Origin of the sequence: Pseudoalteromonas sp. BSi20480 (assembly GCF_000241365.1) — a bacterium.
Classification (GTDB): Bacteria; Pseudomonadota; Gammaproteobacteria; order Enterobacterales; family Alteromonadaceae; genus Pseudoalteromonas; species Pseudoalteromonas marina.
Window position 1 is genome coordinate 1 of the sequence record NZ_BADX01000036.1, and the last position, 13,760, is coordinate 13,760.

Genomic DNA, 13,760 nt, shown 5'->3' on the forward strand with positions numbered 1-13,760 from the left:
CGTTAAAACTGCTACTTTATTTGTAGTTTTATTGATAAGGACATATGTCCTTATATTTGGGTTTTACATACTAAAAGTAATAAAAAGTCGCTATCTTGTGGTTAAATGTTGACAAAAAAGTTTCAGAAATTGAAAAGTTTTATGCAGTAAATTTATTACACAGTGGTATAATCTCTTACGTTCGTTCAGCCTTATTATTTCGTTTTTGTACTCTCGATAATGAGGTCCGCGCGCATATAGCCAAGTCGCGAAAAATTGTACGAGCCCGCAATGAATACATTGCGCAACACAAAAAACCGTTGAACAAGAGTGCATACAAAAGGTTAAAACCCGACATGAAAGCAATTAAAAAATCTGCAATAGCGACAATCATTAATGCCGCACTATTATCTGCTGCTGGCACTTCTGTTTCTTCATTTGCTGCTGAAGAAGAAACGGCTAAAAAAAATAACCAATTAGAAGTTATTCAAGTTACTGCGCGTAAACGTGTAGAAAATGCTCAAGAGGTTCCTGTAGCTGTATCTGCACTGCAAGGTGATAACCTTGATGCATACAGCTCGGCAGGCATGGATATTCGTTTTATGAACGCAAAAATTCCAAGCTTGTCTATCGAATCTTCATTTGGCCGTTCTTTCCCACGTTTTTACGTACGTGGTTTAGGTAACACAGATTTCGATTTAAATGCGTCTCAACCTGTATCGTTAGTAGTTGATGAAGTTGTTCAAGAAAATGCGATTTTAAAAGGCTTTCCTGTATTTGATGTTGAACGCGTAGAAGTATTACGTGGTCCGCAAGGTACTTTATTTGGCCGTAATACGCCTGCAGGCCTTGTTAAGTTTGATTCAGTTAAACCTAGCCAAGAGTTTGACGGTTACGGTGCGGTTTCATACGGTAGCCGTGGCGCTGTAGATACTGAAGGTGCTGTAGGTGGTGCGCTAACAGATCGTTTATCTGCTCGCGTTTCATTATTATGGCAAGATAAAGATGATTACATTGATAACCAAGCACCTAATTTTGAAGCTAAAGATCAGCAGGGCGGTTATACTGAAAAAGCTGCACGTATTCAGTTTTTATATGAAGGCGATGATTTTTCTGCTTTATTAAACTATCACACACGTGATTTAGATGGTTCACCTATCGCGTTCCGTGCAAATGTTATTGAGTCTGGTTCTAACGAATTAGTCGATAACTATGAGCACGATGTTGTATACCAAGATGCCGGTGCTCGTTCTACTCAACAAGTAGAGTCTGAAGGTATGAGCCTAAGACTTGAATGGGATCTTGAAAACCACACTGTAACGTCTATCTCTGCATGGGAAAGCGCTGAAATATACTCTCGTGGTGATATTGACGGTGGTTACGGTGCTGTATTCCTTCCTGATTACATGGGGCCTGGTTTTATTCCTTTCCCTTCAGAAAGTGCTGATGGTATTCCTGAGCAAGATCAAATTACTCAAGAGCTTCGTTTATCAAGTAACTTTGATGGCGACTTAAACTATCAAGTAGGTGTTTTTTACTTTGACGAAGAGCTAACAATTGAAAACTTTAGCTATGACACGTTTTCATCACCGGCCGGCGCTTTAAATGGGTATGTTAAACAGCAACAAGATACAACTGCTTGGGCAGTATTTGGTTCTGTTGATTATGTTGTATCTGATGATTTAAAAATAACAGCGGGCCTTCGTTACTCTGATGATGAAAAAGACTTCTCTGCAGATCGTACACTAAGCCCTATTGGCGGTGGTGCTTTATTTATCGAGCAAGATGTTAGCGATAGCCACGTGAGCTGGGATTTATCTGCTAACTACAAAGTAAACGAAGACGTAAACTGGTACAGCCGTGTAGCTAACACATTCCGTGCACCAAGCTTGCAAGGTCGTATTTTGTTTGGTGATGAAGTAACAACCGCTGATTCTGAAACAGTGACTTCATTCGAAACAGGTATTAAATCAGACGTGCTAGACGGACAAGGTCGTGTAAATGCAACTGTGTTCTACTACACAATGAGCGATCAGCAATTGACCGCTGTAGGTGGTGGTGCAAACTTTAACCGCTTAATTAATGCAGACAAAACGACAGGCTACGGTTTTGAGTTAGACACTGAGTGGGTATTAAGCGACGAGCTTAATGCAACATTTAACTTAAGCTATAACAAAACTGAGCTTAAAGATAATGACTTAGCGGTAGCTGTGTGTGGCCAATGTACAGTGACAGATCCAACTTTCCAAGTTGCAGGTGCCTTTGGGCCTGAAGATCGTGCAATTTTAGACGGTAACAGCTTACCGCATGCACCAGAGTGGATCTCTAACTTTACGCTTCGTTACACTAAAGAGCTTGAAGATGGTGATTTCTTTGCAAACGGTGATATTTCTTACCGCAGCAAAATTAACATGTTCTTATATGAATCTGTAGAGTTTGAAGGCAAGCCTTTAACTGAAGTTGGTCTTCGTGCAGGTTACAGGTGGGCAGAAGGTGACTACGAATATGAAGTTGCTGGTTTTGTTCGTAACTTATTTGATGAGCAACAAGCAATAGGCGCTATCGACTTTAACAATAACACGGGTATTGTTAATGAAGAGCGTTATGTTGGTGCTGAATTTAAAGTTAAATTTTTCTAATTAATAGATTAGAAATTTACATTTAAAAGCCTGCCTTGTGCAGGCTTTTTATTTTGTGATCCCTTTTAGAGCTGTTAAAGTAGCGCATAATTGGTTTATTGATAGAGAAATATAATGGCTGGATTTTGGAATTACCGTGTGATTTTTTGTGAAGCAACAAAAGATGAAGCGGCGCAATATCAAATACACGAAGTAGAATATAACCTAAATGGTAAAGTAACTAACTGGTCAGAAACAGGCGCAGCACCGTTTGGTACAACGCTTGATGAATTAAAAGATGACTCGGAGCGCTTAAAAACTGCTTTTGAAAAACCTGTACTTAAGGTGGTTCGTAAAGCCCGTGGCTATGAGTTAGTTGATATTGAAACCGGTGAAGAAGCTTTTGGTGAGCCGCCGGCGGGTTTAACGCAGTAATAATGAAAAAACAAAAAAGGTGCTCTAGCACCTTTTTTTAGCACTTTAATTTAAGGAGAGATCATGAGCTTACAGGCCGTTTTATTTGATATGGATGGCACGCTAGTCGATTCAGAAGCGATGCATTTTGTATGTTGGAGCACATTGTTAGCGCCATTTGAGGTAAGTTATTTAGAAGATGAATTTTGTCAGCGGTTTTCAGGGCGTCCTACACTAGAAGCGGCAATTGAAATTAAAAGTGTGAATAATTTATCAGTCAGTGCTGAGTTTTTAGCTGCTGAAAAATATCGATTATTTGGTGAATACGTCAAAACGAACTTACCACCGCTTATGCCATATGTAGAACAAACTCTAAAAGCGGTTAAAAATAGTGGCTTAAAAATGGCGCTTGTCACCGGAAGTGCAACAAGCGAAGCTATGCCAATTCTAAAAGGGTTAGGGTTTTATGAGCTGTTTGATACTCTTGTTACTAAAGACGATGTAATTAACCCTAAGCCTGCAGGCGACCCGTATTTACTCGCTTTAAAGCAAATAAACGTAAAATCAGAAAATGCGATAGCCGTAGAAGATACATTTACAGGCGTAAGCGCCGCAAATAATGCAAATTTAAGGGTGGTTGCTATTGCTAACAGCCATACCAAAGATCATGACTTTAGCAAAGCGACCTATTGCATGGGTGACCTTGATGAGTTTTGGCAATGGGTGCAATCTCAACTATAGTGTAAGTCACTATTACCTAGCTTGGATGCGCTAATGATTGCTATAAAATGGATGTTATTAATTACGGTTATTTTGTTTAGCTGCTCGGCTTATACTTCTCAGCCTTCTGTATTATTAGCCAAAGTGTATGATGAAGAAAAGCACAATGATATTAGTGCCTATTTAGTCAGCGAAAAATTTGATGGTGTAAGAGCTATATGGACGGGCACACAGTTTGTTACTCGCAAAGGGAATATAATTAATGCACCACATTGGTTTACTGCATCCCTGCCCAATACGTGGTTAGACGGTGAGCTTTGGAGCAAACGAGAACACTTTGCTGCATTAAGCGGTATAGTAAGAACTAAAATCCCAAATAACAAAGACTGGCAAGCCGTCACTTACAAAATATTTGATATGCCAGATAAAGCCTTAGCTTTTAGCGAGCGTTATAAAAATTATTCCCAACTTGTTACACATATTAATCAGCCCCATATCCAAGCTGTTAAACAGCGTCGATTTAAAAATAACAAACAGCTTTCTGACTATTTTAATAACATAACTGCGCAGGGTGCAGAAGGCGTTATGTTGCACTTAGCTGATGCAAAACACAAAAGTGGACGAAGTGGTGCTTTGTTAAAGTTAAAGCCTTACCTTGATGCTGAGGCGGTTGTCATTGCTCATTTGCCGGGTAAAGGGAAATACACGGGGATGCTTGGTGCGCTGCGCGTTAAGTCAGCCTCTGGGCAGCTATTTTCAATTGGTACAGGATTTAGCGATGCACAACGTCAAAACCCACCGGCCATTGGTAGCACCGTTACCTATCGTTTTCATGGGTTGACTAAAAATGGCCTTCCTCGCTTTGCTAGCTTTTTAAGAGTGCGAGAAAGCATATAGCAATTTAAAAGTGATCTTAAATATGCTAAATTGCGCGGCCTTTTTGGTAATGTGTGGTGGTATATGTTTGTAGGTTTTGATTACGGTAGTTCAAATTGTGCTATGGGTGTAATGAACAATAATAATGTTCAGTTAGTGCCTTTAGAGCAAGGCAAGCATTACTTACCTTCTACACTTTATACGCATCACAGTGCTTTGGTGGTTGATTTTGTTGCTAAGCATTTAAAAGGGACCGCGCATGAACAAGATTTTAAATCTCAGCGCCAAGCCCTTTTAAACTCACTGCCTCGAATTAAATCAGACCTTGATTTACAACCTTCAGATGAGACCTTATTTATTGGTCGTGAAGCAATTAGTGAATACGTTCAATTTCCTGAAGAAGGATACTTTGTTAAGTCACCCAAATCGTTTTTTGGTGCAACCGGTTTAAAGCAAGGCCAAATTAACTTTTTTGAAGACATTGCAACGGCAATGATCTTAAAAATAAAACAACGCGCAGAGCAGTCTTTAGAAAAAGTACTTACTCAAACTGTTATTGGCCGCCCTGTAAACTTTCAGGCGGTAGGCGGTGAACAGTCGAACCAGCAAGCTGTGGGTATTTTAGAGCGAGCTGCAAAACGTGCTGGCTTTAAAGACGTTAATTTTTTATACGAACCGCTAGCAGCAGGTATCGATTACGAAAGTGATTTAACACACGATCAGAAAGTGTTGGTTATAGATATTGGTGGGGGGACCAGTGATTGTTCGTTTGTGCAAATGGGTCCAAGTTTTAGAGGAAATAGTCAGCGCGATAACGACTTTTTAGCTCACAGCGGTAAACGCGTTGGCGGAAACGATTTAGATATTGCATTGAGCTTTCATGGTTTAATGCCTTTATTGGGGCTTGGCAGTACATTTAAATCGGGATTACCTTTGCCAAATCAGCCGTTTTGGCAGGCATGTAAAATTAACGATGTTAATTTGCAAAGCCAATTTTACAGTGAAAGTCAGGCGCGTGAACTTAATGCACAGTTGCGAGATGTAAGTGCACCAGATCTTTATAAGCGCTTAATTCACTTACAACAAAATAAGCAAGGGCATCAACTTGTTCAACAAGGTGAAGCCGCAAAAATAGCCCTTTCCTCAACACCTGACTTTAACTGTGACTTGCGCTTTTTAGATACCGAACTTAGTAAAAACTTATCTGTTCATGATTTATCGTTAGCTGTAGAAAGTAGTATTAGCCAAATAGTCACTTTGGCAAAACAAGCAATAAACGATGCACAAACAACACCAGACGTTATTTATTTAACGGGCGGCAGTGCGCAGTCTCCACTAATTAAAGCAGCACTTAGCGAGCACTTAGGTAATATTAATATGGTTAATGGTGACCATTTTGGTAGTGTAACTGCTGGCCTGACGAAATGGGCCAGCATGCTTTATAAGTAGCTTAAAGGCTTAAAGACTTATTTGTCGGGTTGCGAGGTATTTTTCGTAATCTGGCAAGGTACGCTCAAGCTCGTTTTCCATTAAAGGAGAGCTTAACAGCATATCAGCACTTACCTCGTTACACGCTACAGGAATATTCCACACTGCCGCTAAGCGCAGTAATGCTTTTACATCAGGGTCATGAGGCTGAGAAGCTAAAGGGTCCCAAAAAAATATTAAAACATGAATTTCATGTTCTGCTATTTTTGCGCCCAATTGTTGGTCGCCACCCATTGGGCCACTTAAAAGCTGAACAACATCAAGCCCTGTACTTTTTTGAATTAAATGCCCCGTTGTACCTGTGCCGTATAAGGTGTGCTTGCTAAGTGTATTTTTATGTTTGTCGCACCACAGCTTTAGCGCGGCTTTTTTGCCATCGTGAGCAACAAGGGCAATATTTTTCTTTGCAGGGAGAGATTGCGTTTTTTGTTCCATATTAATTCTTTTTATTTGTGCCTAAATGCTCATAGTTACATCAACTGTTAGCAAAATTTAGGAAAGTTATAATAGTAGATTAATAGCGAGGGCAATAAATATCATTCCCGTTACTCTATCAATCCAAAGTTGACTGTTTGGATGCTGCCTAAAAAACTGTGCGATTTTGTCGCCAAAATAAATATACGTGCAGTCTATTGGAAAAGCAAAAATAGGGTATAGCAGGCCAAAAAATGCGAGCTGAAAAGTGGCTGATGATAAGCTCGGGTCTACAAACTGTGGAATAAAAGCAATAAAAATAAAGCGACCTTAGGGTTAAGTACCTCGGTCATCATGGCTTGAAACATCACATTAGATTTTTTAGCGGTGCTTACGTGTGGCTTATCTTCACTTTGAGTTTGAGTGGCAGTAGTCGTGTTTTTTAGCGTGCTCTTTATCATCATAAAGCCCAAATAACACAAATAAGCTGCACCTGTATATTGAACAGCACTATAGGCAGCGGCTGATGCTTTTAAAATAGCACTTAAGCCTATTACGGCAAAAAAGGTATGCACAACACCACCTAATGCAAAACCAAACGCACTTTGCATACCCGCAGTACGGCCATTTGCAAATGTTTGTGCCATTAAAAACGCATTCGATGGGCCTGGGGCAACCGCCATTAAAAAACTAGCAATTAAAAAAGAGAAGAGAAAATCAGGGTTGATCATCATATACATGAATTAATTAAAGATAGTTGATGATACCAATCGTAATGATAAATAAAAAGCAGTCTATGGCTTACTGTATCACCGATATAGAGCTTGATTGACCTCTCACTACACAAGTTTCACTTGCTGCTTTTTAAGCGTCGTTTTTAAAGGGAGCGTGGGGAAAATAAGCCGTATTTTCCCATTAATAGTTTGTGTTTAATAAGGTGAATTATGAAAACTGCGCTTTGCGAAACAATAAATAGCTAAATGGGACCAATAATAAAAAGTGGACGCCAATTAATATAGGGGTCTGCAACTGTAAAAATTGAGTAATAAATACCAGCAAACTTGCCCCACTCATTTGCATTGCACCAAGCAACGCTGAAGCTGTGCCCGCTTGTTTAGGAAACAAGCTTAATGCTCGACCTGCTGCAGAGCCAAGAGTGAGCGCAAAACCAAATGCAGCCACAAACATGGGGATCATTAACGCCAAAGCCGATTTATATTGGCTAAACAGGAGCATAAGTAATCCCGAGCCAACCAATAGCAGTAACCCTATTTTTAAAGCGCGTTTGGGGTGGCGTTTAATGTACAGTGGCATAATAAAACTGGCAATAATGCTTAAAACGGCATTTAGTGAAAACCAAAATGTAAAATTAGCTACGCTTCCGCCAAGCTCAGTAATTATCCAGCCAGGTGCTAGGGTGACAAACACTAAAATAACCGACATAGTAACCATGCAAAGCAAGCTATTAAATAAAAATAGTGGCGTTGAAATAATAGGTATAAAGCGTCTTAAATCGAGAATATGCCCCTGATAAACGCTATCGGCTGGTCGTGTTTCTCTAAAAAAAGAACAACGTAACAATAAAGCCTAACAATGCAAACCCAGTTAAAAATAAGAAGTTCATTTCCCAGCCAAACTTAACAGTTAACCAAGCACCTAAAATGGGCGCTAACGCAGGAATAAAGCACACAATGCCATTTAAGTAAGTAATAATTTGGCCGCTACGTTCGCTACCAAATTTGTCTCTTACAATAGCGAAAGCGACAACAAATGTGGCGCATGCACCTAACCCTTGTAATGCTCGAGCAGAAAGTAATACTTCAAACGAAGGGGCACAGTAAGCAAGTAATGCAGAGCCTGCATATAAGCTAATACCCACTAATGCGACAGGCTTTCGGCCAAATCTATCTGCTAATGGCCCTGCAATTAACTGACCTAGTCCAACGGTTAACATAAAAATGGCAACAGTTTGCTGCACTTGTTGCTCAGTCACTAAAAATTGCTCTGCTATGGTAGGAAAAGCGGGCAGATAAATATCAATAGCCATAGGGCAAAAAATAACGAGCAACGCTAAGATAAGTAATAAAGTTAGATTAGGTTTTGCGGGCTGTGTATGCATTGAGTCTCCTTTTTCGCGTATTTTAGGGGGGCACTCGTAAAAAAGAAAGGGCTTTTGGCCTATGCATACGTCGTCATTCGTATTTTTTGTTAAACACATAATAAAAGCAGTAATTAAAACGGCTTTTTTAAACTGGTCTGATGTGTTAGCGTTAATAAAGTAACTGTAACTGGATAATAAAAATGGCAAATCAATCACCACTAGTTAAAACGTGGCATAAATTTAAAAACTTACCCTTTGGCAATTGGCTTTTTACTAAAGCTGTTTGTTTTAAAGCACCTTACTTTGGCTCAATGAAGCCCTACGTATTAGACCTGCGAGAAGGGCACTGTAGTGCTATTGTTAAAAATCGTCGTAGTGTTCATAACCACATTGGAACCATTCATGCAATTGCGCAGTGTAATTTGGCTGAGTTATGTGCAGGGGTGATGGTTGACGCGACTGTACCGGTAAAAACCCATCGTTGGATACCAAAGGGAATGACCGTACAATATTTGGCAAAGGTTGATACAGACGTTACGGCTATTGCTGAAATTGATTTACCACGCCAGTGGATTGATAAAGAAGATTTAGTAGTACCAGTAAAGCTTTATAATACCCGCAACGAGCTCGTGTTCACTGCAGATATTACAATGTATATTACTGAGAAAAAATAGCCTACCGCTCGCTTTTATCCGTGGCTTGTTTATTTACAAACGACAAGCCGCTGTCATCTTCTTCAATCAGTGTTTTAACTTCTTTTTCAATTGGTTCAGCAGTTAACTCTACCGTCTCTTTTTCAGTGCGTTGCTTTAAGTTGCCTTCAATTATAGCGCCAGCATCTATACTCAATGAATCATGAAATACGTCGCCATGGACGTGAGCACCACTTTGTATTTTTACTTCACTTGCATTGATAGAACCAATAACAGTGCCTTTAACAACAATGCCTACTGCTTCAACAATTCCCTCAACTACACCGGAGGAGCCTATAACTAATTGCTCGGCTTTTATGTCGCCATCTATGCGACCATCAAGTTGAACCTCACCTTGGCTTATTAAAGTGCCAGTAAGGCGCACATCTTCAGAAATAATAGAAGGCGTATGATTAACCTTTCTTAGATTAGTACTTGTTGATTTTTTTCTACCGAACACGAGAAAGCGCCTTTGTTATTTTTAGAGGATTGACTTGTTCGCCATTAACCAATACTTCGTAGTGTAAATGAGTGCTAGTACTTCTACCAGTGCTCCCCATTAAACCAATTACATCGTGCTTGGCAATGTGCTGGCCTTTTTTTACTTTTATTTTATTTAAATGGCCAAAGCGAGTTACTAAGCCATTTTTGTGTTCAAGTTCAATAAAGTTACCATATCCGCCATTACGCCCTGCACGAAGAACCACAGCGTCGGCCGGAGCAAAAATTTCGGTTTTGTGCCAACCCGCTAAGTCTACGCCTTTGTGAAATGCTCGGCGATTATTCATTGGGTCTTTGCGTAAGCCAAAGCTACTTGAAATATAATATTTTGCAGCGGGTAAGGGCAGGGTGTTAGGTAATTCAGTTAATAAATTTTCTAGATTATTTAACGCGACTAACTTATCAACTATAGCCAAAAAATGACCGGGTATATTTGTTTCATCGAATACATCAAACGGGCCACCTTGAGCAATATGCAAAGAGTTAATTGCTAGGTGTTCTTCCAAAGCGGCATCAAGGCCTGCGCCTTTAAGCATGGCTAAAATAGCGTTATGTCGTTCGTTTATTTTTTTGTCTAGGTAATTAAAGCTTTGTTCGTATTGCTCATTTAAATGTGCCAAACGTGTTTCAAAACTAATAGGCTTACCTAAATCAACTTGCTTAGCATTTGGGTCTTCATCAACTAAGGGTTCATGAAATTCGCTTTTATTTTCGTTAATAGGTGACTCAAGCTCTTCACCTAACTGAATAACGTCTTGACTGATTGAAGCAGGTAAAGATTCGATCATGCTTTGAAGTAGCGCTTGTTTTTGTTCAAGAGTTACTAGCTGTTTGAGTTGTTGCTCGTGAAGACGTTGTTGCTCGCTAACTTTTTGTTCCCATAGTGCTTGTTTGTTAAGCTGATTTTTTTCTATGTCAGAGATATGGTTAGTTTGTGTGTATACACGAAAGCTAGAAATGCTCACCCAGACAAGTGTTGCTAAAATAAGCACTATTGCAAAAAGTTGTAACCAAGGCGCTAAAACAACATGCTTAACCTCGCCATTTTGACGAATAAGGAGTTGGCGAGCTGGAAAAAGTTTTTTGTAAGACTTTATAAATACTGACATGGCATATAAACACTGGCTACTAACCGGAATAATGTATCAATCTGAGCTTAAAAAGCCAGAAAAAAATTGTAACTGTTCAAAAATTAATAAAAAAGGGCTGCTTTTAAAAGCAGCCCTTTCATTTAAGTATGTTTGATTGAGATTATTTTGCGGCTAAAACCGTGCTTTCAACTGAACCAAAACCAATACGCGCAAAGCCTTCTTTTTCACACCAGCCGCGCATAATAACGTTATCGCCATCTTCTAAAAAGCTGCGTTGTTCGCCATTGCTTAGCGTTATTTTTTCTTTACCGCCACGAGAAAGTTCAAGTAAAGAACCCGCTTCTTCATGTGTTGGGCCAGATTGCGTACCCGAACCCAGCATATCACCCGGCATAAAGTTACACCCGTTAACTGTGTGGTGAGTGACCATTTGAGCTACAGTCCAGTAAGAGTGCTTAAAGCTAGAGGTAGATACGCGGGTAGGAGAGTGCCCTTCGCTACGCATTTTTTCGGTTTGAATTTTTACATCCATTTGAATATCAAATGCACCTTGCTCGCGATTAGCGGCAGACTCTAGATATTCCATAGGTTGTGGATCGTTTTCATCACGGGTCCAACTTGTTCTGTACGGTGCGAGTGCTTCTGTTGTAACAATCCAAGGAGACACTGTTGATGCAAAGTTTTTCGCTAAAAACGGACCTAATGGTTGGTATTCCCAAGCTTGTAAGTCGCGGGCAGACCAGTCGTTAAATACACAAAAACCAAATACATGGTTTTCTGCATTTTCAATTGCAATTGCATCGCCTAGCGCATTTCCTTTACCTAAGTAAATGCCAAGCTCTAGCTCGTAATCAAGGCGTTTACATGGACCAAACGAGGGAGCGTCTGCATCGGGTGCTTTAGTTTGTCCTTTAGGACGGTGAAATGTTTGCCCAGACACATCAATAGATGAAGAGCGGCCATGGTAACCAATTGGTACCCATTTATAGTTAGGTAATAGTGGGTTATCAGGGCGAAATAAACTACCTACTGCCGTAGCATGATAAATAGAGGTATAAAAGTCGGTATAGTCACCAATACGACATGGTAATGAAAATTCAATATCAGCTTGCGATATTAATACGCTCGCAATATCTTTTTGACATTCAGCGCCTTCGCGTAATGCTTTTGAAAGGGCTAAACGAAGTGCTGACCAATATTGCTGCCCTAAACCCATAAATGTATTTAGCGTTGACTCGCTCGCTGCATCGAGTGCTATTTTAGCGTCGCCTGTAAATATATTTAGCTCATTTAGTTTTGCAAGGTCGATAACCTGATCACCTATCGCAACACCACCACGAAATACTTCTTTAGTGCCTTTGCGACGAAACTCGGCAAATGGCAAGTTTTGAATAGGGAAGTCGCAATTGGCAACATTCGCTGACTCTACCCAGCTTGTTAAATTAATATCATGGGTTTCGTTAATTAGGCTCATTACATTTCCTTTGGTTTAACTGTATGGCAACAATGAAGTATTTATTTAAGCATACTTGCACTTTAAGCCATACATTTTAAATATTAAAACGACAAAAAGCAGCGAAGGTCGCTGCTTTTAATTTACTCAAAAAGATTATAAACGCCGCGGCGCTCTTGATCGCGTTCAATTGATTCAAATAACGCTTGGAAATTACCTTCACCAAAACCGCCATCATCAACGCGTTGAATCATCTCTATAAAAATTGGGCCAAATAAGTTTTTAGAGAAAATTTGTAGTAGGTAACAATTTTCGCTTTGGCTATCAACCAGTATTTGGTGTTCGCGAATTTTGTCTTTGTCTTCTTTTACCCACGGCACACGGTCGAAAATGGTGTCGTAGTATTCAGGAATAATATCAAGCGTTGCAATAGTTGATTTATCTAGTTTGTCTAGCGAGCTAACTAAATCGTCAGTTAAAAATGCTAAATGTTGAACGCCTGGGCCATTGTATTCACCTAAGTATTCGTCAATTTGGTTGTTGTCGTTGCCTTTACCTTCATTGATTGGAATTGAGAAGGTGCCACATGGAGATTTAAGCGCATATGAAATTAGCGCCGTTTTTTGACCTTTAATGTCAAAGTAACGTACTTCTGTAAAACCAAACACATCTTTATAAAAGTTTGCCCATGTTTCCATTGTGCCTTTATAAACATTATTAGTTAGGTGGTCGATGCGCTTAAAGCCTTTGTCTTCAACAACCGTTTGCGTTGCTAAATCTTCAAAGTCACTTTCATAAATGGTGCCTTTATCGCCAAATTGGTCAATAAAGTAAATTAGGCTGTCGCCAATACCGTAAATTGCAGGGTAAGGAAGGTTTTTGTGTGTAGAGTCTGTTGCTGGTTTTGCACCGCGCTCTACAGCTGTTTCAAATGCTTTTTGGGCGTCTTCTACACGCCAACCCATTGAACAAATTGCTGGACCATGGCTTTTAGCAAATTCAGCAGAAAAACCTTCGCGCTCGTTGTTCAGTAAAAAGTGAATGTCGTTTTGGTTGTAATAAACAATGTCTTTACCTTTAAACTTTTTAAGCTTTGAAAAGCCAAAATCAGTAAATACTTTATCCATGTAATCTGCATCAGGTGTGGCGTATTCAGTAAACTCAATACCGACTAAACCTAAATAGTTAGTTACTTCACTCATTTTAATTACTCCCACAATGTAAGCACTGTGATTATTTGTTGTTGTGTTAATGGCAAGATAATTAACCAGAATTAGATTTAGGGGAAGAGCAGTCAGGTATTTAGTAATTGAGTGGTGTGTAAATTTTATAGGACGCTTGTGGCCAAGTTGTTTTGAGTCAATACAGTAGAAAATTTTTACGCTGTAAAAGTAAGCAGTTTTAGTGGCTTTT

At 39.6% G+C, this 13,760-nt stretch carries 11 protein-coding genes and 2 pseudogenes; 6 read left to right on the forward strand and 7 right to left on the reverse strand.

Annotated elements, in window-relative coordinates:
* Window positions 1-335 precede the first annotated feature (335 nt).
* The 5 genes from P20480_RS14160 (at window position 336) to yegD (ending at window position 6,056) form a co-directional block, all read left to right on the forward strand.
* Window positions 336-2,618, forward strand: a complete 2,283-nt coding sequence (locus P20480_RS14160; RefSeq protein ID WP_008127530.1) for a TonB-dependent receptor — start codon at window positions 336-338, stop codon at window positions 2,616-2,618.
* Window positions 2,619-2,732: 114 nt separating this feature from the next.
* Window positions 2,733-3,032: a hypothetical protein gene (locus tag P20480_RS14155; RefSeq protein ID WP_006791428.1), complete on the forward strand. Its 300-nt coding sequence runs from the start codon at window positions 2,733-2,735 to the stop codon at window positions 3,030-3,032.
* Window positions 3,033-3,095: 63 nt separating this feature from the next.
* Window positions 3,096-3,752, forward strand: coding sequence for an HAD family hydrolase (locus P20480_RS14150; RefSeq protein WP_008127532.1), 657 nt, complete (start codon window positions 3,096-3,098; stop codon window positions 3,750-3,752).
* A 33-nt stretch (window positions 3,753-3,785) separates the two neighbouring features.
* Entirely contained in the window at window positions 3,786-4,628 is an 843-nt protein-coding gene (locus tag P20480_RS14145; RefSeq protein ID WP_008127534.1) for a DNA ligase, read from the forward strand.
* A 63-nt stretch (window positions 4,629-4,691) separates the two neighbouring features.
* Entirely contained in the window at window positions 4,692-6,056 is a 1,365-nt protein-coding gene (yegD, locus tag P20480_RS14140; RefSeq protein WP_008127536.1) for a molecular chaperone, read from the forward strand.
* A gap of 9 nt (window positions 6,057-6,065) precedes the next feature.
* On the opposite strand, the gene P20480_RS14135 is transcribed toward yegD, so the two are convergent.
* The 3 genes and pseudogenes from P20480_RS14135 to P20480_RS17705 all read right to left on the reverse strand — a co-directional run bounded on the left by P20480_RS14135 (window position 6,066) and on the right by P20480_RS17705 (window position 8,628).
* The gene (locus P20480_RS14135) at window positions 6,066-6,530 is read right to left on the reverse strand and encodes a methylglyoxal synthase (protein WP_006791424.1); all 465 of its coding nucleotides are present in this window, start codon (window positions 6,528-6,530) and stop codon (window positions 6,066-6,068) included.
* A gap of 66 nt (window positions 6,531-6,596) precedes the next feature.
* Window positions 6,597-7,240, reverse strand: a pseudogene (locus P20480_RS17700) (LysE family translocator).
* A 211-nt stretch (window positions 7,241-7,451) separates the two neighbouring features.
* Window positions 7,452-8,628 (reverse strand): annotated as a pseudogene (locus tag P20480_RS17705) (multidrug effflux MFS transporter).
* 182 nt (window positions 8,629-8,810) lie between these two features.
* On the opposite strand from P20480_RS17705, the gene P20480_RS14130 reads away from it, so the two are divergent.
* Window positions 8,811-9,284 carry a hotdog fold domain-containing protein gene (locus tag P20480_RS14130; RefSeq protein ID WP_008127543.1) on the forward strand — a complete coding sequence of 158 codons (474 nt, stop codon included), beginning with the start codon at window positions 8,811-8,813 and terminating at the stop codon, window positions 9,282-9,284.
* 1 nt (window position 9,285) lies between these two features.
* On the opposite strand, the gene P20480_RS14125 is transcribed toward P20480_RS14130, so the two are convergent.
* From P20480_RS14125 to hppD, 4 genes are all read right to left on the reverse strand, one after another.
* Entirely contained in the window at window positions 9,286-9,762 is a 477-nt protein-coding gene (locus tag P20480_RS14125; RefSeq protein WP_008127546.1) for a bactofilin family protein, read from the reverse strand.
* Entirely contained in the window at window positions 9,752-10,912 is a 1,161-nt protein-coding gene (locus tag P20480_RS14120; RefSeq protein WP_008127549.1) for a M23 family metallopeptidase, read from the reverse strand. The genes P20480_RS14125 and P20480_RS14120 overlap by 11 nt, the downstream gene beginning before the upstream one ends.
* 142 nt (window positions 10,913-11,054) lie before the next feature.
* Window positions 11,055-12,368, reverse strand: a complete 1,314-nt coding sequence (gene fahA / locus P20480_RS14115) for a fumarylacetoacetase (RefSeq protein ID WP_008127551.1) — start codon at window positions 12,366-12,368, stop codon at window positions 11,055-11,057.
* A gap of 122 nt (window positions 12,369-12,490) precedes the next feature.
* Window positions 12,491-13,549, reverse strand: coding sequence for a 4-hydroxyphenylpyruvate dioxygenase (hppD, locus tag P20480_RS14110; protein WP_008127553.1), 1,059 nt, complete (start codon window positions 13,547-13,549; stop codon window positions 12,491-12,493).
* Window positions 13,550-13,760 lie beyond the last annotated feature (211 nt).